This window comes from Pseudomonas aestiva (assembly GCF_039908605.1).
GTDB lineage: Bacteria > Pseudomonadota > Gammaproteobacteria > Pseudomonadales > Pseudomonadaceae > Chryseomonas > Chryseomonas aestiva.
Genome location: NZ_CP150916.1, coordinates 3,503,470 through 3,522,641, shown reverse-complemented (window position 1 = coordinate 3,522,641; position 19,172 = coordinate 3,503,470). Strand labels below are relative to the sequence as shown.

Annotated in this window: 20 protein-coding genes; 13 read left to right on the top strand and 7 right to left on the bottom strand. The window is 67.3% G+C overall.

What is annotated here, in order from left to right:
- The gene (locus AABM56_RS16360) at positions 1-561 is read left to right on the top strand and encodes a DUF1285 domain-containing protein (protein WP_133862692.1); all 561 of its coding nucleotides are present in this window, start codon (positions 1-3) and stop codon (positions 559-561) included.
- A gap of 31 nt (positions 562-592) precedes the next feature.
- Here the strand turns inward: AABM56_RS16360 and AABM56_RS16355 are convergent, their stop codons facing one another.
- On the bottom strand, positions 593-2,242 hold the full coding sequence (locus AABM56_RS16355) for an electron transfer flavoprotein-ubiquinone oxidoreductase (RefSeq protein WP_133862693.1): 1,650 nt from the start codon (positions 2,240-2,242) through the stop codon (positions 593-595).
- Between the two features lie 292 nt (positions 2,243-2,534).
- Here AABM56_RS16355 and AABM56_RS16350 point away from each other — a divergent pair, with 292 nt between their 5' ends.
- From AABM56_RS16350 to AABM56_RS16330, 5 genes are all read left to right on the top strand, one after another.
- Positions 2,535-3,287, top strand: a complete 753-nt coding sequence (locus tag AABM56_RS16350) for an electron transfer flavoprotein subunit beta/FixA family protein (protein WP_263259474.1) — start codon at positions 2,535-2,537, stop codon at positions 3,285-3,287.
- Positions 3,287-4,216: an electron transfer flavoprotein subunit alpha/FixB family protein gene (locus tag AABM56_RS16345; protein WP_263259475.1), complete on the top strand. Its 930-nt coding sequence runs from the start codon at positions 3,287-3,289 to the stop codon at positions 4,214-4,216. Before AABM56_RS16350 ends, AABM56_RS16345 begins: the two co-directional genes overlap by 1 nt.
- A 217-nt stretch (positions 4,217-4,433) precedes the next feature.
- Positions 4,434-5,867, top strand: a complete 1,434-nt coding sequence (locus AABM56_RS16340; protein WP_133862696.1) for a PLP-dependent aminotransferase family protein — start codon at positions 4,434-4,436, stop codon at positions 5,865-5,867.
- 239 nt (positions 5,868-6,106) lie between these two features.
- Complete coding sequence (locus AABM56_RS16335; RefSeq protein ID WP_347883505.1) at positions 6,107-6,505, top strand: hypothetical protein; 399 nt, start codon at positions 6,107-6,109, stop codon at positions 6,503-6,505.
- A gap of 112 nt (positions 6,506-6,617) precedes the next feature.
- Positions 6,618-7,727, top strand: a complete 1,110-nt coding sequence (locus tag AABM56_RS16330; RefSeq protein WP_133862698.1) for a Gfo/Idh/MocA family protein — start codon at positions 6,618-6,620, stop codon at positions 7,725-7,727.
- A 61-nt stretch (positions 7,728-7,788) separates the two neighbouring features.
- Here the strand turns inward: AABM56_RS16330 and AABM56_RS16325 are convergent, their stop codons facing one another.
- Positions 7,789-7,956: a DUF2897 family protein gene (locus tag AABM56_RS16325; protein WP_007160578.1), complete on the bottom strand. Its 168-nt coding sequence runs from the start codon at positions 7,954-7,956 to the stop codon at positions 7,789-7,791.
- A gap of 48 nt (positions 7,957-8,004) precedes the next feature.
- Positions 8,005-8,460, bottom strand: coding sequence for a multidrug/biocide efflux PACE transporter (locus AABM56_RS16320; protein ID WP_133862699.1), 456 nt, complete (start codon positions 8,458-8,460; stop codon positions 8,005-8,007).
- 82 nt (positions 8,461-8,542) lie between these two features.
- On the opposite strand from AABM56_RS16320, the gene AABM56_RS16315 reads away from it, so the two are divergent.
- The 5 genes from AABM56_RS16315 (at position 8,543) to AABM56_RS16295 (ending at position 14,187) form a co-directional block, all read left to right on the top strand.
- Entirely contained in the window at positions 8,543-9,418 is an 876-nt protein-coding gene (locus tag AABM56_RS16315; RefSeq protein WP_133862700.1) for a LysR family transcriptional regulator, read from the top strand.
- A gap of 90 nt (positions 9,419-9,508) precedes the next feature.
- Positions 9,509-10,207 (top strand): orotidine-5'-phosphate decarboxylase, encoded by a 699-nt coding sequence (gene pyrF / locus AABM56_RS16310; RefSeq protein WP_263259476.1) that lies wholly within the window; start codon positions 9,509-9,511, stop codon positions 10,205-10,207.
- 103 nt (positions 10,208-10,310) lie between these two features.
- On the top strand, positions 10,311-11,228 hold the full coding sequence (locus AABM56_RS16305) for a MoxR family ATPase (RefSeq protein WP_133862702.1): 918 nt from the start codon (positions 10,311-10,313) through the stop codon (positions 11,226-11,228).
- Positions 11,225-12,181: a DUF58 domain-containing protein gene (locus AABM56_RS16300; protein WP_347883504.1), complete on the top strand. Its 957-nt coding sequence runs from the start codon at positions 11,225-11,227 to the stop codon at positions 12,179-12,181. Before AABM56_RS16305 ends, AABM56_RS16300 begins: the two co-directional genes overlap by 4 nt.
- Positions 12,178-14,187 (top strand): DUF3488 and transglutaminase-like domain-containing protein, encoded by a 2,010-nt coding sequence (locus AABM56_RS16295; protein ID WP_133862704.1) that lies wholly within the window; start codon positions 12,178-12,180, stop codon positions 14,185-14,187. Before AABM56_RS16300 ends, AABM56_RS16295 begins: the two co-directional genes overlap by 4 nt.
- On the opposite strand, the gene AABM56_RS16290 is transcribed toward AABM56_RS16295, so the two are convergent.
- From AABM56_RS16290 to AABM56_RS16280, 3 genes are all read right to left on the bottom strand, one after another.
- Positions 14,169-14,348 (bottom strand): hypothetical protein, encoded by a 180-nt coding sequence (locus AABM56_RS16290; protein WP_133862705.1) that lies wholly within the window; start codon positions 14,346-14,348, stop codon positions 14,169-14,171. The two genes, AABM56_RS16295 and AABM56_RS16290, sit on opposite strands and share 19 nt — an antisense overlap.
- 74 nt (positions 14,349-14,422) lie before the next feature.
- Entirely contained in the window at positions 14,423-15,697 is a 1,275-nt protein-coding gene (locus tag AABM56_RS16285; RefSeq protein ID WP_133862706.1) for a methyl-accepting chemotaxis protein, read from the bottom strand.
- Between the two features lie 160 nt (positions 15,698-15,857).
- Complete coding sequence (locus AABM56_RS16280; protein ID WP_133862707.1) at positions 15,858-16,688, bottom strand: TatD family hydrolase; 831 nt, start codon at positions 16,686-16,688, stop codon at positions 15,858-15,860.
- Positions 16,689-16,776: 88 nt separating this feature from the next.
- Between AABM56_RS16280 and AABM56_RS16275 the strand changes: the two genes are divergently transcribed.
- Entirely contained in the window at positions 16,777-18,207 is a 1,431-nt protein-coding gene (locus AABM56_RS16275; RefSeq protein ID WP_133862708.1) for a transglycosylase SLT domain-containing protein, read from the top strand.
- Between the two features lie 153 nt (positions 18,208-18,360).
- Complete coding sequence (locus AABM56_RS16270; RefSeq protein WP_263259477.1) at positions 18,361-18,666, top strand: hypothetical protein; 306 nt, start codon at positions 18,361-18,363, stop codon at positions 18,664-18,666.
- Here AABM56_RS16270 and greB read toward each other — a convergent pair.
- Entirely contained in the window at positions 18,663-19,172 is a 510-nt protein-coding gene (gene greB / locus AABM56_RS16265; protein ID WP_263259478.1) for a transcription elongation factor GreB, read from the bottom strand. The two genes, AABM56_RS16270 and greB, sit on opposite strands and share 4 nt — an antisense overlap.

The following is a 19,172-nucleotide window of genomic DNA, read 5'->3' as shown; positions in this document are numbered from 1 at the left end:
GTGACCCAGGTTGACGTGACGCGGAATCTGCTGGCGCAGCTGCCAGCCGCCGAGGACGGCAAGCTGCCGCCCGTGGAGCTCTGGCACCCGCCGTACTGCGGCGACATCGACATGCGCATCGCCCGGGACGGTACCTGGTATCACCAGGGCACGCCCATCACCCGCCCGGCCATGGTCCGGCTGTTCTCCACCATCCTGAGGCGCGACCCCGAGCGCTATGTACTGGTGACGCCGGTGGAGTGCGTGGGCATCCAGGTCGAGGATGTGCCCTTTCTGGCAGTGGATGTCGAATGGAGCGGCAGCGGCAGGGAGCAAGCCCTGGATTTCCTCACTAACGTCGGGGATCGAGTCGCCGCGGGCGCCGAGCACCCGCTGCGATTCGAAGAACAGGATGACCAGCCTGCACCTTATGTCCGGGTACGTGGCGGGCTGGAGGCGCGGCTCAATCGGGCGGTGTTCTATCGGCTGATGGAGAGGGTCGAGGAGGGCACCCACGAGGGCCGCTCCTGGCTCGGCCTCTGGAGTCGCGGCAGCTTCTTTCCCGTCGCGCCCGCTGAATAGCGAAAGGGCCCCGCAGGGCCCTTTTTTACGCTTACATGTTGGGGTAGTTGGGACCACCGCTGCCTTCCGGCGCTACCCAGGTGATGTTCTGCGCCGGGTCCTTGATGTCGCAGGTCTTGCAGTGGACGCAGTTCTGGGCATTGATCTGGAAGCGCGGCTCGCCGCCATCGCGGACCACCTCGTAGACCCCGGCCGGGCAGTAGCGCTGGGCGGGTTCGTCGTACAGCGGCAGGTTCTGCGCGATGGGAATCGAGGGATCCCTGAGTTTCAGGTGAACCGGCTGGTCTTCCTCGTGGTTGGTGTTGGAGAGGAACACCGAGGACAGCTTGTCGAAGCTCAGCTTGCCATCCGGCTTGGGATAGCTAATGCGCGGCGCCTCGTCGGCCTTCTTCAGGCAGGTGTGGTCCATGCGCCGATCGTGCAGGGTGAAGGGCAGGGCGCCACCCAGCAGGTTGTGCTCGACGAAGGCGAAGGCCGGGCCCAGTAGCGGACCGAACTTGTGCATGGCCGGACCGAAGTTGCGGCTGGCGTGCAGCTCTTCCTGCACCCAGCTGCCCTTGAAGCCGTCGACGTAACCCTGGAGTTCGTCGCCTTCGCGACCGGCCGCCAGGGCGGCGACGATGGCGTCGGCGGCGAGCATGCCGGACTTCATGGCGGTGTGGCTGCCCTTGATCTTGGCCGGATTGAGGGTGCCCAGGTCGCAGCCGATCAGGGCGCCACCGGGGAAGACCATCTTCGGCAGGGAATTCAGGCCGCCCTTGACCAGGGCACGGGCGCCGTAGGAGACGCGCTTGCCGCCTTCCAGGTACTGGGCCACCACCGGGTGGTGCTTGTAGCGCTGGAATTCATCATAGGGCGAGAGGTGCGGATTGCTGTAGGCCAGGTCGACGATCAGGCCGACCACCACCTGGTTGTCTTCCAGGTGATAGAGGAAGGAACCGCCCGGGTTTTCCTTGTCCAGCGGCCAGCCGGAGGTGTGGATCACCAGACCCTGCTCGTGCTTGGCCGGATCGATCTCCCACAGCTCCTTGATGCCGATGCCGTAGTGCTGCGGATCGGCGCCTTCGCCAAGCTTGAATCTCTGGCCCAGCTGCTTGCCCAGATGGCCCCGGCAGCCTTCGGCGAACAGGGTGTACTTGCCGCGCAGTTCCATGCCGGGGGTGTAGACCCCCTCCTTGGGCTGGCCTTCGCGATCCACGCCCAGGTCGCCGGTGATGATGCCGCGCACCACGCCCTGCTCATCGATCAGCGGCTCCTGGGCGGCGAAGCCCGGATAGATCTCCACGCCCAGGGCTTCGGCCTGCTGGCCGAGCCAGCGGCACAGGTTGCCCAGGGAGATGATGTAGTTGCCCTCGTTGTGCATGGGCTTGGGCACGAAGAAATTCGGCACCTTGGTCGCCTGGCGATCATCCTTGAGCAGGTAGATGTCGTCGCGCTTGACCGGGGTGTTCAGGGGCGCGCCGAGTTCCTTCCAGTTGGGAAAGAGCTCGTCCAGGGCGCGGGGTTCGAAGACCGCGCCGGAGAGAATGTGGGCACCGACCTCGGAGCCTTTCTCGACCACGCAGACACTGATCTCCTGGCCGTTTTCGGCCGCCTGCTGCTTGAGGCGACAGGCCGCGGACAGGCCCGCGGGGCCGGCCCCGACGATCACCACGTCGAATTCCATGTATTCGCGTTCCACGGCTCACTCTCCTCAGGCAAAACTCACGATCTGGTTATTTATGTAGGGGTGCAACAAAAGACTTCATTATATCCGGCGTGCTCCCTGGCACCCATTCAAACGTTTGTTTAAATTTTCTGCAAGCCTGTTAGACTCGGGAGTTACCAGCCCCTGACGGACTGTCGCGTTGACCCCTGCTGCCGTGGAGGTCAACATAAGAAGAATTTGCAACAAGCTTGGAGCGGCAGGGGTCGTGTCCAACGCAAGGTCGCCTTGGCGTCCTGTTTATTCACCAGAATAAATCGAGGGATTCATGAAGGTTCTCGTAGCTGTCAAACGCGTGGTGGACTACAACGTCAAGGTCCGCGTCAAGGCCGACCAGACCGGTGTCGACCTGGCCAACGTCAAGATGTCCATGAACCCCTTCTGCGAGATCGCCGTGGAAGAAGCGGTGCGCCTGAAGGAAAAGGGTATCGCCAGCGAGATCGTGGTCGTGACCGCGGGTCCCGCCCAGGCGCAGGAACAACTGCGTACCGCCCTGGCACTGGGCGCCGATCGCGCCGTGCTGATTGACACCGGTACCGCCGAGCTGTCGTCGCTGACCACCGCCAAGCTGCTCAAGGCCGTGGTGGACAAGGAACAGCCGCAGCTGGTGATCCTCGGCAAGCAGGCCATCGACAGCGACAACAACCAGACCGGCCAGATGCTGGCCGCTCTGACCGGCTTCGCCCAGGGCACCTTCGCCTCCAAGGTGGAGCAGTCCGCTGACGGCCTCAACGTGACCCGCGAGATCGATGGCGGTCTGCAGACCGTGGCGCTCAAGCTGCCGGCGGTGGTGACCACCGACCTGCGCCTCAACGAGCCGCGCTACGCCTCGCTGCCCAACATCATGAAGGCCAAGAAGAAGCCGCTGGAAACCCTGACCCCGGACGCCCTGGGCGTGGCGGTGAAAGCCTCCTACGAGGTGGTCAAGGTGGAAGCCCCGGCGGGTCGTCAGGCGGGCATCAAGGTCAAGTCCGTGGCCGAGCTGGTCGAAAAACTCAAGAACGAAGCTAAGGTGATCTGATGGCCATTCTCGTCATTGCCGACCACGACAACGCCAACCTCTTCGGCGCTACCCTGAACACCGTTGCCGCGGCCCAGGCCATCGGCGGCGACATCCATGTGCTGGTCGCCGGGCAGAATGCCCAGCCGGTCGCCGACGCCGCCGCCAAGCTTGCCGGCGTCGGCAAGGTGCTGCTGGCCGACAACGCCGCCTACGCGCACCAGTTGCCGGAAAACGTCGCGCCGCTGGTGGTCGAGCTGGCCGCCAACTACAGCCACGTACTGGCCGCTGCCAGCACCAATGGCAAGAACTTCCTGCCGCGCGTCGCCGCGTTGCTGGACGTCGACCAGATCTCCGAGATCATCGCCGTCGAATCCGCCGACACCTTCAAGCGGCCGATCTATGCCGGCAACGCCATCGCCACCGTGCGCTCCACGGCGCTGGTCAAGGTGATCACCGTGCGCGCCACCGGTTTCGATCCGGTCGCCGCCGAGGGCGGTTCCGCCGCCATCGAAGCCGTGAGCCTGGTCAAGGATGCCGGCATCTCCAGCTTTGTCGGCGAAGAGCTGGCCAAGTCCGACCGTCCCGAGCTGGGCGCCGCCAAGGTGGTGGTCTCCGGTGGTCGCGGTCTGCAGAACGGTGACAATTTCAAGATCCTCTACGCCCTGGCCGACAAGCTGGGCGCAGCGGTGGGTGCCTCGCGCGCCGCGGTGGACGCCGGCTTCGTGCCCAACGACATGCAGGTCGGCCAGACCGGCAAGATCGTCGCGCCGCAGCTGTACATCGCCGTCGGCATCTCCGGGGCCATCCAGCACCTGGCGGGCATGAAGGATTCCAAGGTGATCGTCGCCATCAACAAGGACGAGGAGGCGCCGATCTTCCAGGTGGCCGACTACGGTCTGGTGGGTGACCTGTTCGAATTGATCCCCGAGCTGGAAAAGGCCATCTGAGCCCCACTCCCGTGCAAGAGCCCGCCCTTTGGCGGGCTTTTTCATGGGTGCGGCAAGGCCTCTGGCAGAGCCGCTGGCGTCAAGGTGGGGTGCGCCGGTTCCTTGTCGTTTTTGGACATTGCCGCCCCGGGAAGGGAAGGGTTAAGGTCAGGCCTAGCTGTACCGGTATACCTTCAGGGTAGCCTGCTACTGTTCCGCTTTCGTCCAGGAAGACGCCATGACCAATCTGTTGCTCTATCAGCGCATCGCCCAGCAACTGGCGAACGACATCCGCACGGGGGTCTACAAGCCCGGCGAACGGGTGCCTTCGGTGCGCAAGCTGAGTCAGCAGTTGGGCGTCAGCCATGCCAGCGTGCTGCAGGCCTATGCCACCCTGGAAGACCAGGGGCTGATCCGGGCCCGGCCGCAATCGGGCTTCTATGTGCACCAGACCCCGGCGCTGACCGCGCCGACGCCGGACATCGCCACGGTGGAACGGCCCAGCCTGGTGACCCGCGCCGGCATCATCAACCAGGTGCTGGCGGAATCGCGGCGGGAAGGCGTGGTGCCCCTCGGCATGGCGGTCCCCCAGCCCGACTACCTGCCCTTGCGGGCCCTGCACCAGCAGCTGTCGAAGGTGACCCGTTTCCAGGCCCGCGCGGCCTTTTCCTATCTGCACAGTCCGGGCTACGAGCCCCTGCGCCGCCAGGTGGCCATCCGCCTGCGCGATGCGGGGGTGGTGGTGGGTCCGGAAGAGGTGGTGATCACCCATGGCTGCGTGGATGCGCTGCAGATGTCTCTGCGGGTGCTGACCAAGCCGGGCGATCTGATCGCCACCGAATCGCCGTCCTACTACGGGCTGCTGCAGCTGGCCGAGGTGCTGGGCCTCAAGGTGATCGAGATTCCCTGCGATCCCGAGACCGGGCTCAGCGTGGAGGCGCTGCAGCTGGCCGCGAGCCAGTGGCCGGTCAAGGCCCTGGTGGTGGCCGCGCGGCTGAGCAATCCCCTGGGAGGCAGCATGCCGGAGGCGCGGCAGAAGCAGCTGCTCAGATTGGCGGCGGAGCGCAACATCGCCATCGTCGAAGACGACATCTATGGCGAGCTGACCTACGACAGCGGCTCCAAGGCGCTCAAGGCGCTCGACAAGCAGGGGCGGGTCATCTACTGCTCGAGCTTTTCCAAGACCCTTTCGCCCGGTGTCCGCATCGGCTGGGTGGTGGCCGGGCCCTACCAGGAAGACATCTGCCGCCTGCAGACCTTTACCACCCATTCCGCCTGCAGCGTGACCCAGATGGGGGTCTCCGCCTATCTGGAGAACGGCGGCTATGACCGCCACCTGCGGGCCATCCGCCAGGAATACCGACGCAACATGACCGCCTTCCAGCTGGCGATCCAGGAGCACTTTCCCGAAGGCACCCAGATGAGTCGACCCAATGGCGGCTTCATCCTCTGGGTCAGCCTGCCGGTGCGGGTGGACACCCGTCTGCTGCACCAGCGTGCCCTGGATCAGGGGGTGAGCATCGCGCCGGGCATGATCTTCAGCAACACCGACCAGTTCAATCACTGCATCCGTCTCAATTGCGGTCTGCCCTGGGGGCGCGACGCTCAACGGGCGCTGATGATCCTCGGGCTGCTCGCCCGTCAGCTCTGCCAGGAAAGCCTGGCCGCCTAGCGGCACGCCTGGAACCCGCCACGGGGCAGCGGAGTCGGTTGTAGAGACTGCCCCCTGTCGCGCCTGGTGCCTCGCTCCGGGGACGATATCCTGAGTGTGGTGAGCCTATGCGTGGATACCTGGCAACGACGGTGCTGGCCGTGACCCTGCTACTGGCGGGCTGCGATAACGAGTCACCGCCCGCCACGGCCAAGGCGCCTCCGGCAGCGGCGTCAGCGCCAGAGGCGCCGAAGTCATCGATGGCAACCGGGCCCCAGGGCAGCGCCGCCGATCTGCGCGCCTACCGCCTGGACCCGCTCCCGACCAGGGCCTTCGTGCTGCCTGCACCGCCACCCAAGAAACAGGACCTGGCTAGGAACAGCCAGCTCAAGAAGCCTGCCGTGCCCAAGCCGGCGCCGGCTCTCATCCATCCGCTCGACCTCAGTGTGCCCGGTGAAGCGGCGGCGTCCCCGTCGGTGAGCGCTCGCCGCCTGGGCTCGGGCAAGGCCGACAACAACGTCGCCGAGGCGGGTCTGCTGCCCCAGCTGTTTCGCAAGGAAGGCGACCCCGGTCGTTTTGAACTCGGCGGTCGGGTAATCAGTCGCGATCGCAGCGACGACTTCGAAGGGGCGGAGGTCGAATTGCGCTTTCGGCGCTAGTCCGTGCCTGCCAGGTGGTCGTGCTGAACATCGGTCCGGAACTTCATCGCCGCAACGCTTGCCGACAGTTCAGGTGGCGGACACAACGTCTGCCCGGATTCGGGAGCGTTCCATGCCCAGTGCGACAGGCAAGATTCGTTATGCGGTGGTAGGCGGTGGCTGGATTTCCCAGGGCGCCTTCATGCCCGGGGTCGGCCAGACCCGCAATTCCGAGATGACCTCTCTGGTCACCGGCGATCCCGTCAAGGCGCGGGATCTGGCCGCCAAGTACGGTCTCAAGAGCTATACCTACGAAGAATTCCCGGCGCTGCTGGCTTCTGGCGAGATCGATGCGATCTACCTGGCCACGCCCAATTTCCGCCATCTGGAATTCGCCGTACCGGCGTTGGACGCCGGCATTCACGTCCTGCTGGAAAAGCCCATGGCGATCAGCGAGGAAGAATGCCAGGCGATCAACGCGGCGGCTGCGCGCTCCGGCGCCAAGCTGATGATCGCCTATCGACTGCACTCCGAGCCGGGCACGGTAGAAATGATCGAGCGGGTGCGCAACGGTGAGATTGGCGATCCGCGCCTGTTCACCTCGACCTTCACCCAGCCGGTCGACACGGCCAATCACCGCGCCCAGAGCGGCTTCTGGGCCGGCCCCGTCACCGACATGGGGCCCTATCCACTCAACGCCGTGCGGGCGCTCTTTGGTGACGAGCCCATCGAAGTCAGTGCCGTCGGGGTGCAGACACCCGGGCGCGACATCACCACCTGGGATGCCGTGACCGTGACCCTGCGCTTTCCCGAGGAGCGGCTGGCGACGTTCTCCGTCAGCTTCAGCGGCCCCAATACTGAGCGCTTCCAGCTGGTGGGCCGCAAGGGCGAGATCGAGGCGTCGCCGTGCTTCGGTTTCGGCGAAGGCGTCGCCATCGGCTATCGCCTGACCGTGGACGGGGAGACGGAGGAATTCAAGGCGCCGGTGGTGGATCACTTCGGCGGTGAGACGGCCTATTTCTCCGATTGCATCCTCGAGGATCGCCAGCCGGAGATGGACGGGGAGGAGGGCTGGCGCGACGTGCGCGTGCTGGCGGCCATCGAGCGCGCCCTGCAGAGCGGTCAGCCGCAGTCCCTGGAGCCGCTACCCAAGCGCCAGGGACCGACCCGCGAGCAGGTGCGCAGCCTGCCACTGGCGGAAGTGCCGGAATACGTCAACACCAAGGTCCCGCTGGAGTCTTGAGACCACGAAGCCCTGCCGCACGGGACGCGGCAGGGCTTCGTCTGGACAACCCGGAGCGCGATCAGCGGTCCTGGGCCTCCTTGGCATCCATCTCGGCATTGCGCTGCCGGATCTTGGTTTTCTGTTCGTCGGTCAAGGGCACCTTGCGCGCCGTGTCCTTGAGCATGAGCAGGCTGCCGACCACCGAGCCGATGGCAACCAGCAGGATCAACCAGGCATACCAGGGCATCTTTCTTCTCCTTGAGTGGCTATATCGCTTCGACCACGGGAGAGGCCGTCAGTGCGCCCGGCAGTTCGCATTCGTGCGTCTGATCCAGGCGGCGTAACCCAGGTCGTAGAGCCAGTTGAACGCCAGGGTATAGGGCAGGAAGAACAGGATCAGTCCCAGGTCCAGCAGCAGCGCCTGCCAGAGACCGATGGACAGCCACCAGGCGGCCAGGGGCACCAGCACCACGATCAATCCCCCTTCGAAGCCGAGGGCGTGCAGCAGCCGCACACCCAGGCCACGGGTGAAGCCCAGGCGCTCCTGCAGTCGATCGAAGCCCAGGTTGAAGACCAGGTTCCAGAGCATGGCGATGGCGGAAAAGGCCGCGGTGAGCAGGCCCATGTGCCCAAGTGAGCGGTCCAGCAGCCAGGCCAGGGTCGGGGTGGCGAGCAGCACCGCGAGGCCTTCGAAGAGCAGGGCATGCAGCACGCGAGCACTCGCAGGACGCTGGGTGAGCGGAATGGACATGAGACGACTCCACAATGGACAGGCCCTCAGTCTCATCGGTTAAGCTGGGGAGATCAAAATGGAATCCATAGGTTGAGCCGATATGTATCCCAATGCCGAAGCCCTCGAGGCATTCGTCGAGGCAGCCGCGACAGGCTCCTTCAGTGCGGCGGCCCGGGTGTTGGGCAAGCGGCAGTCCAGTATCAGCGAGAGCATCGCCCGGCTGGAGGACGAACTAGGGGTGTCGCTGTTCGATCGCCAGGGCCGCTACCCGGTGCTGACGGCTGCCGGCGAGCAACTGCTCGACCAAGCCCGCGCCGTACTCTCGGCCCATGACCGCCTGGCCAATCGCGCCACCCAGCTCGCGGCCGGGGTGGAGCCGCGCCTGACCCTGGTGATTTCCGATACCTACCAGCCCACCCGCTATGAGGCGCTCTTGGCCGAGCTGGACCAGCGCTATCCGGATCTTGAATTCGAATGCCTGATCGCCGAAGACGCCGATGTGCTCAACCTGGTACAGGGGCGGGCGGACCTGGGCCTGCTGGCGGGTCAGCCGCCTTATCCGGCGGACATCGAGGCGGCGACCCTGGATGGCCTGGTGACCTTTGGCCTGTATGTGGCTGCCGATCACCCGCTGGCGGCGCTGCCGCGGGTCACCACGGCTGACCTTGCGCCCTATCGCCTGTTGCGTCTGAGCACCGTGATTGAATCCTCCCAGCAGGTCAGTCGCCTGCCGGACACCCGCGGGCGCTGCTGGTCGGCGCCCGACTATCTGCTGCTGCTGGATATGGCGGTGCAGGGGTTCGGCTGGGCCGAGCTGCCGCTCTGGTTGGTGACCAACTTTGGCCAGGACCGTCTGGTGGAACTGGCCGTTCCTGGCTGGCCGCAGCGGGTGGCGGTGGATGTGGTCTGGTCGCGCCGGCGGCCGCTGGGTCCGGCGGGCAACTGGCTGCGCGAGCGATTGCTCAAGCCGAGTTGAAGGAGGGGAGCGCATGCCGACAGCGGCCAAGTGCCGGGGCGGCGCTTTTCTGCGAAAATGCCGGCCTTTGCCGTTTTGCCGAGAGCTCCCATGTCCGCCTGCCAGTCCCCCATCATCGTCGCCCTGGATTTCCCTTCGTCGTCCGCCGCCCTGGCGCTGGCCGACCGCCTCGACCCCGCCACCTGCCGGGTCAAGGTCGGCAAGGAGCTGTTCACCGCCAGCGCCGCCGGCGTGGTGGAAGCCTTGCGCACGCGCGGCTTCGAAGTCTTCCTCGACCTGAAATTCCACGACATTCCCAATACCACCGCCATGGCGGTCAAGGCCGCGGCGGAGATGGGCGTCTGGATGGTCAATGTCCACTGCTCGGGCGGCCTGCGCATGATGACCGCCTGCCGCGAGACCCTGGAGGCCATGAGCGGTCCCAAGCCGCTGCTGATCGGTGTCACCGTGCTGACCAGCATGGAGCTCGAGGACCTGGCCGACATCGGCCTGGACGTGGATCCCCAGGAGCAGGTCCTGCGCCTGGCCGGTCTGGCCGCTCGCGCCGGCCTGGACGGTCTGGTCTGCTCGGCCCAGGAGGCCTCGGCGCTCAAGGCCGCGCAGCCGGCGCTGCAACTGGTCACCCCCGGCATCCGTCCGGCCGGTAGTGCCCTGGACGACCAGCGCCGCATCCTCACCCCGCGCGAAGCCCTGGATGCCGGCTCCGACTACCTGGTGATCGGCCGGCCCATCGCCCGCGCCGCCGATCCGGCCCGCGCCGTGGAAGAGATCCTCGCCACCCTGAAATAAGCGGTAAACCTCCGGGACGGCGGTCGCCGGCAAAAGGTGCTGCTATTCTCGTTCTGCAGGCCGATCCCTTCTCGGGTCGGCGCAAGGCGAGAGACCTCAGGGCATGCACGATAGGTTGAGCGCCTGTCTCAAGGCGGTAGACGGCGTTTTGTTGGGCAAGGAAACCCAGGTCAGGCTGGCGCTGGCCTGCCTGCTGGCACGGGGTCACCTGCTGATCGAGGACCTGCCCGGGATGGGCAAGACCACCCTCAGCCATGCCCTGGCCAAGGTGCTGGGGCTGTCCTTCCAGCGCATCCAGTTCACCTCGGATCTGCTGCCCGGCGATATCCTCGGCACCTCGGTGTTCGATCGCGACAGCGGACAGTTCGTCTTCCATCCCGGCCCGGTATTCGCCGAGTTGCTGCTGGCCGACGAGATCAATCGCGCCACGCCCAAGAGCCAGAGCGCGCTGCTGGAAGCCATGGAGGAAGGGCAGGTAACCATCGAGGGCGCCACCCGGCCCTTGCCCGATCCCTTCTTTGTCATCGCCACCCAGAATCCCATCTCCCAGGGCGGCACCTTTGCCCTGCCGGAATCCCAGCTCGATCGCTTCCTGATGCGCCTGTCGCTCGGCTATCCCGGGCGCGCCGCCGAGCGGGCGCTGCTGCTCGGCGGTTCCGGACGCGAGCAACTGCCGCGGCTGGAGCCCCTGCTGGATCACGCCCAGTTGCGGCTGATCCAGGCCGAGGTGCCGCGCATCCACGCCAGCGAGGCGGTGGTGGATTATGTGCTGCGCCTGGTGGAGGCCACCCGCACCCAGACCTCCTTCGCCCTCGGCCTGTCGCCACGCGGCAGCCTGGCGCTGCTGGCCGCGGCGCGGGCCTGGGCGCTGCTGGCGGGGCGCGACCACGTGCTGCCCGAGGACGTCCAGACGGTGCTGCCGGCGGTGGCCGGACATCGCCTGCGCGACATCGCCGATCCTGCCGGGCACGGTGGCGGCGCTCTGGTGCAGTGGCTGCTGCGCGAAGTCCCGGCGCTGTGACCGGCGGCGCCTGGCAGCGCTATCGAGACGGCTGGCTGACACGGCGGATTCCGCCGGCCAATCGCATCATCCTCGATCAGCGACGCATCTTCATCCTGCCCACCCGCCAGGGCGGCGCCTTCGCCATCGCCTTGCTGCTGATGCTGCTGGCCGGTATCAACTACCAGAACAGCCTGGCTTATGGCCTGACCTTCCTGCTGTTTTCCCTGGCGCTGGTGGCCATGTTGCACACCTATCGCAACCTGGCCGGCCTGCAATTGGTCGGCGGCGGCGCCAGCCCGGTGTTCGCCGGGGAGGTCGCCGGATTTCGCCTGCGCCTGGAGAGCAGTGGCCGCGCGCACCAGGGCATCGCCCTGGGCTGGCGTAACGAGCCGCTGGTGCTCAGCGACGTACCGGCGGAGGAGAGCGTCGCCCTGCAGATCTTTCACCCGGCGCCGAGCCGCGGCTGGCTGAGACCCGGACGGCTGCGGGTGGAGAGCCGCTTTCCCCTCGGCCTGTTCGTTGCCTGGAGCTGGCTGGACCTGGACGTGCGCGCCCTGGTCTATCCGCAGCCCCTGGCGACCACGACGCCACTGCGCAGCGGCCAGGATGCCGGCGGCGAGGAGGGCCAGCGCCAGGCCGGACAGGGCGCCGACGACTTCCAGGATCTGCGGCCCTATCAGCCCGGCGATTCACGCCGGCGGCTGGACTGGAAGGCCTTTTCCCGCGGGCAGGGCCTGCTGGTCAAGGACTTCACCGCCCTGGCCGGCAGCGAACTCTGGCTGGATTTCAGCGTGCTCGATGGCGACACCGAGACCCGGCTGTCCTGGCTGTGCCAGGCGGTGCTGGACTGCAGCGCCCGCCAGCTGCGCTTCGGCCTGCGCCTGCCCGGGGTGGAGCTGGCGCCGGCCACCGGCGAGAGCCAGCGTGACGCGGCGCTGCAGGCCCTGGCCCTGTTCGGACGGCCGACATGAGCACCGCCGTGCCGCAACCCATTCCGCGCATCGCCCTGATCTGGCTGCTGGTGGCCCAGGCCCTGGTGATCCTGCCGCACCTCACCCATCTGCCGCCCTGGGTCGGATTACTCTGGGCCTTGTGCGCCGGCTGGAGGGTGCTGCTGTTCCGCATGCAGGTGCGGGCGCCGACGCGGATCGAGAAGGGCGGCCTGCTGCTCTTGACCATGGGCGGCATCTGGCTGTCGCGCGGCTCCTTCATCGGCCTGGACGCCGGTGCCGTGCTGCTGCTGGTGACCTTCGCCCTCAAGCTGATCGAGATGCACAGTCGCCGCGATGCCCTGGTGGTGATCTACCTGGGTTTCTTCGCGGTGGTGATCGCCTACCTGTTCGAGGACGGCCTGCTCGCCGCGCTCTACAGCCTGCTGCCGGTGACCGCCCTGGTGGCGGCGCTGATCGGTCTGCAGCAGAGCGCCCTGGCCAGTCGGCCGCTGGCGACGCTGAAGGTCGCCGGTACCCTGCTGCTGCAGGCGGTGCCCCTGATGCTGCTGCTGTTCCTGGTGTTTCCGCGCATCGGTCCGCTGTGGTCGCTGCCGCAACTGGGCGACCAGGCGCGCACCGGACTGGGCGACAGCATGGCGCCCGGGGAGATCGCCCAGCTGTCGCGGTCCGCCGAGCGGGTGTTCCGGGTCAGCTTCGCCGGCGACCGGCCTGCGCAGCGTGATCTCTACTGGCGGGCCACCACCTACGAACGCTTCGATGGCGCGCGCTGGTCGGTCGATCCCGACACGGCCTGGAGTCCGGAACCGGCCTGGACGCCGCGCGGACTCCAACTGGATTATCAGGTGGTCATGGAGCCGAGTGGTCGGCCCTGGCTCTATGGCCTGGACGTGGCGCGCAGCGATCAGCGCGACGTGCGCCTGGCCAGCGACTTCCACCTGCAGCGCCGCCGCCCGGTGGACCAGGCGTTGCTCTACCGGGTTTCCAGCTGGCCGCAGGCCATCCGCGAGCCGGAGCGGCTGTCCGCCTCCAGCCAGCGGCGCGCGCTGCAGCTGCCCAGTGGCGGCGAACCGCGTACCCGTGCCTGGGTAGCCCAGCTCAAGACCCAGGCGTCGACGCCCGAGGCCCTGGCCCAGGCGATCCTGGCCTATTTCCGCCAGCAGCCCTTCGTCTATACCCTGCAGCCACCCACGGCGAGCGTCGATGCCATCGACGCCTTTCTCTTCGACAACCGTCGCGGTTTCTGCGCCCACTATGCCGGCGCCATGACCTTTGCCCTGCGGGTGGCGGGTATCCCCGCGCGGGTGGTGGCGGGCTACCAGGGCGGCGAATTCAACGCGGCGGGTGGCTATCTGCTGGTGCAGCAATTCGATGCCCATGCCTGGGTGGAATACTGGCTGCCAGGGCGCGGCTGGATCAGCGTCGATCCCACCGCCCAGGTAGCGCCCGAGCGGATCGAGCGCGGCTTGCAGGAGGCCCTGGCGGCCCAGGGCGCGGCCAGTGAATTCCTCGCCGACAATCCCTTCGCCGCCAATCGCTATCGCAACCTGGCCTGGCTCAATGAACTGCGTCTGGGCTGGGACCGCGTCAACTACGGCTGGCAGCGCTGGGTGCTCAACTACCAGGAAGACACCCAGGGCGAACTGTTCAAGCGGCTGCTCGGCGAGGGCTCGCTGCAACGGCTGGGGCTGCTGCTGGCAGTGGTGGTGCTGGGCGTTCTCGGGGTGATGGCGCTGCTGGTGCTCAAGCCCTGGCAGCGGACCCGCGATCCCCTGCTAACGCGCTTCGGCCAGTTCGAGCGCCTGCTGGCGCGCCAGGGGATAAAGCGGCAAGGCGGGGAGCCTGCCGGCAGCTTCGCCGGGCGCGCCATGGCCGAATTGCCGGCGGCACGCGCGGCGATAATGGCGTTCTCCGCGGAATTCCAGGCACAGCGCTATGCCGGTCGGCCCGCGGATCCGGCGGCGCTATCGAGGGCGCTGAAAGCCTTGAAACGCCAGCTGCGTGAGGGTCAGACGCGCAACGACTGAGGCACGGGGAGGGCGTCGGGTTCCTGCAGGGCGAAGGCCACCAGACAGACGACGGCCGCCAGGATCAGCGGTTGCGGATGCGGATTGCCGAGTGCCTGGGCGATGCAGCCCAGGCCCAGTAACAACAGAACGGCGGAAGTGAGGGTGGTGACCGAGCGCATGGCGGTTCTCCAAAAACGTGCGGGCATCTTGCCGCCTGTCGGGCAACCGCGCGAATGCGCTCTCGCTATGGAGGCTATAGGCGCAACTGGCGGATCGCCTGATTCAGGGTTCCTGCGAGGGCGGCCAGTTCGGTGCTGGTGCTGGCCGACTCCTGCGTCAGCAGCATGGTCCTTTCCGTGACATCGCGGATGCCTACAACCGACCTGCTCATCTCTTCCGCCACCTGGGCCTGCTGCTCCGCGGCCACGGCGATCTGGGTGTTGCTGTCGCGCATCAGGGTCACGGCGGCGGTGATGTCGGCCAGGGCCTGCCCGGCGGCGCCGGCCTGGACCACGCAATCGTCGGCCTTGAGCGAACTCTCGCGCATGAATTCCACGGCATCGCGGGTGCCGGCCTGGAGGCTGTCGACCATGCGCGTGATCTCGTCGGTGGAGCCCTGGACACGTTTGGCCAGGTTGCGTACCTCGTCGGCCACCACGGCGAAGCCACGGCCGGCCTCGCCGGCGCGGGCCGCCTCGATGGCGGCGTTGAGCGCCAGCAGGTTGGTCTGCTCGGCGATACCGTGGATGACGTTGACCACGCTGGTGATGCGCTCGCTGTTCTCGGCCAGCTCCTGGATCATCACCGCGGTCTGCTGCACGCCCTGGGACAGGTCGGCGATGGATTGGCCGACGCGCTCCACCGCCTGCTGGCCGGCGCCGGCCAGGCGATCGGCTTCCTGGGACTGGTCGCGGGTGCCGGCGGCGTGCTCGGCGATCTGCTGCACGGTGGCGCTCATCTCGTTGATCGCGGTGGCGGCCTGGTCGGTCTCGTGCTGTTGATCGTGCATGCCGCCACGGACGCCCTGCATGCCGCTGGCCAGGCGCCCGGCGCCTTCGTCCAGGCGCGAGGCGCTGGCGGCCACGGTACCGACGACGCGGGTGTAGCTGTCCTGCATGGCGTTGAAGGCCTGGGTCATCTGCCCGACCTCGTCACGCCCGCGCACCTCGACCCGGGCGGTGAGATCGCCGTCGCGCTCCACCCGCAGCATGGTGTCCTTGAGGCGCTGCAGATTGCCGAGGATGAAGCGGATCAGGAGCTGCGAGGCCACCAGCAGCACCAGCATCAACACACCCACGGCCAGGGCGTATTCCGGCGCCCGGGCGATAAAGATGTCGCCGAAGGTCGGGGCGCTCAGCCTGGCCGCCGCGTCGCCCACGGCGGCCTTGACCGCCTTGAGCTGTTCGGCGCGACCCGAGACTTCCAGCTGCATGGCGAACAGCACCAGCAAGAGGCTGGTGACGAAGGCGACGGCATTGACCGCCCAGAATTTGTACTTGAGGGAAATATCGCGCAGCCAGGCAAACATAGGGGGCATCCAGTCGGCGGGGCCGCACAGCCTGGCAGGCCGGCGCGCCCCGGATCTTGACTGGCGTCAACGTCCTGCAGGGAGGAGGGTGACGCCGCGGAACAAGCCCTGAGGTTAACGGCTCCGGCCTGCGCGACTTTAGCGCAGCGGCGTCCTGCGCCTAGTCGTAGTCCTCCACCCGCTCTGGCTCGGCGATCTCCGGCAGATCGAAGAAGGCACGAGCGGTGGCGGTGGTGTGCAGGACGGTCTGCTCCGGCGTTTCGTTGCGCAGGCGCGCCACGGTGCGCAGGATCTCCGGCAGGAAGGCCGGTTCGTTGTGCCCATGGCGCGGCTTGGGTCTGAGGGTGCGTGGCAGCAGGTAGGGGGCATCGGTTTCCAGCATCAGCCGACCGACCGGGATCTGTCCGACCAGCTCGTGCAGGTGCAGGCCACGGCGCTCGTCGCAGATCCAGCCGGTGATGCCCAGGTGCAGGTCGAGATCCAGATAGCCGTAGAGCGCCTTGCGCTCGCCGGTGAAGCAGTGCACCACGGCGGCCGGCAGATGGTCGCGATAGTCGCGCAGGATCGCCAGCATCCGCTCGCTGGCGTCGCGTTCGTGGAGAAACACCGGGCGGCGCAATTCGGCGGCCAGGGCCAGCTGTTCCTCGAAGCAGCGCTCCTGCTGCGGTCGCGGGGTGAAGTCGCGATTGAAGTCCAGGCCGCATTCGCCCAAGGCCCGCACCTTGGGCTGGCCGGCCAGGTCACGCAGGGTCCTGGCGGCGGCTGCGTTCCAGGTCGAGGCTTCGTGGGGATGGACGCCCGCGGTGCTGAACAGGGCTTCGCCGGCATCCAGGCGCAGGCAGAGGTTGAGGGCGTTCTCGCTGTCTTCCAGGGTGGTACCGGTCAGCACCAGTTGCATCACACCGGCGGCCTGGGCCCGCTCGATCACCGCATCCACCTCCTTGAGCAGGCTGGGGTGGGTGAGGTTGACGCCGATGTCGATCAATTGCATGGTGCGGACCTTCTACAGACTTTGTTCCATCATTCTATCCGTAGTCCGGGTGCTATCGGCGCTGTCCCGGCCAGGTCAGGAGTCCTGGATGCCGTTTCGATTCACCCTTGTCATCCTCGGCTGCCTGCTCGCCGGTTCCGCCCAGGCACGGCTCGGCGCGCTGCCACCCGAAGCACCACGGCATGTCGCGGCCCGCGACCTGACTGCCATCGAGCGTACCGGCGAGTTGCGCGTCCTGGTCAACCAGAGTCGGCACAGCTCCGGCGAATGGAACGGCCAGGCGCTGGGCATCGAGTATCGGCGCCTGGAGGCCTTCGCCCGCTACCTGCGGCAGCAGCCCGGCGGCCGGCCGCTGCGCCTGGTCTTCGTGCCCAAGGCCAAGGACGACCTCCTGGCGGCGCTGCAAAGAGGCGAGGGCGATCTGGTGGCGCCGGGCGAAACCCTGCTGCCACCGCCGCATTCGGCCCTGATCGCCGCGTCGGTGGCGGCGCCCGCCAGCCTGGTGGTAGTGGGTGGACGCGGCCAGCGCCTGCCACGTCATCTGGAACAACTGGCCGGGCGCCGGGTGGTGCTGCCCCAGGGCAGCGCGGCCGGCCCGGCCCTGGAACGGCTCAACGTTCAGCTGGAGAAGCGCAGATTGCGGCCGGTGCAGATCGAGTGGGCCGATCCGACCCTGGCGGTGGAAGATGTCCTGGAACTGACCCAGGCCGGCATCTATCCGCTCAGCGTCGTCGAATCCGGCCTGGCGCATCGCTGGACACGGGTGCTGTCGCGCCTGCGGGTCGCCGATCGGGTAGTGGTGGCCCATGACCAGGCGCAGCTCTGGTATCTGCGTGCCCCGGCGCACCAGCTCGCCGAGCGGATACGGGCCTTCGCCCGGCAACCCCAGGCACGCGACGACGACAAGGCCTTTCGCCAGGCCTATGCGCGCCGCTACCAGGTGCGCGATCCGCTACAGGCCCATGACCGCAAGCGCCTGGCTCAGGTGCGACCGCTATTGCAGCGCTATGCCAAGGCCTACGACTTCGACTGGCTGACCCTGGCCGCCATGGCCTACAAGGAATCCGGCCTCGATCCCCATGCCCGCGGTGCCGGCCGCGCCGCGGGGCTGCTGCAGATCACCCCGCGGGCGGCGCGCAGCGTCGGGGTACGCAACCTGCATTCCGCCGAGGACAACGTCAAGGCCGCCACCCGCTATCTGGCGCGCCTGCGGCGAGAATTCTTCTCCAGTCCGCGGCTTGCCGAGCGCGAGCGCCGCGCCTTTACCCTGGCGGCCTACAACCTGGGCCCGGAGCGCGTCCAGGCGCTGCGGGCCAAGGCGCGCAAACAGGGCCTGGACGGCGATCGCTGGTTCTTCCAGGTCGAACGCATCGCCGCCGAGGAGGTGGGTATCGGGGTGGTCAACTACGTGGCCAGCGTCAACAAGTACCGGGTGGCCTTCAGTCGTGAACGGGCGCGCCTGGAAGCACCAGCCGTGGCGGCGACGAGCGCCAGGGCGATCCGCCGCGAAGACGGTTGAGGCCCGCTTGACAGGGCGGTCTGGCCCTCCCTAGGATGATCCTGCGCCGATTTAAACAGCAACTTGCGGGGCGCTTACAAATACCGCTAAAGCGCTGGACGGAACAGGCCTCGTACTACCGCCCAGCTGGATCCACGAGGCGGAATTTCGTCCATGCTACCGCTCCCGCTACGCCTTACCCCCCTGACCCAGGGCAAGCTCGCCAGTCATCCGGCCATCCTGCTCGGCGGTCCCGATCAGCCCACCCTGCTGCGCTATCTCGAAGGCTGGCCGAGGCGTTGGCCCCACAGCCGTACCCTGCAGATCCGCTTCGCCGACCGCGCCGAACAGCTGCGTGGCTTTGCCGACGACAGCTTCGACTTCGCCGTTGTGCAGTCGCCCGGCCAGGCCGGTCTCGTACCCCTGGTGCGGGAATTGACCCGGGTGGCGCGGCAGGGCGTGATCACCCGGCGGCGCTAGCCCGCTTCTTCCGGATAGGCGATCTCGACGATGTACCAGCGCTGTTCGCCAGCCGGCGTCTGCAGGCGGACTTCCGCGTCCAGCGCCTTGCCGACCAGCGCCCGCGCCAGGGGCGAGTCGATGCTGATGAGGTTCTGCCGGAGGTCCAGTTCGTCCGGGCCGACGATGCGATAGCGCTTCTCGGCGCCGTCATCGTCTTCCAGGGTGACCCAGGCGCCGAAATAGACCTTGCCCGGATCGGCCGGGCGCTCGCGGATCACCTTGAGATTCTCCAGCCGCTTGCGCAGGAAGCGCACTCGGCTGTCGATCTCGCGCAGCATCTTCTTGCCATAGATGTACTCGGCGTTCTCCGAGCGATCGCCCAGGGCGGCCGCCTCGCTCACCGCCTGGGTGACCTGGGGCCGGCGCACGTTCCACAGCTCGTGGAGTTCGGCGCGCAGCCGGGCTTCGCCGGAGGCGGTGATCAGGGGCGTGCCGGCGGTGCGCGGCGGACGGTAGCGATTCAT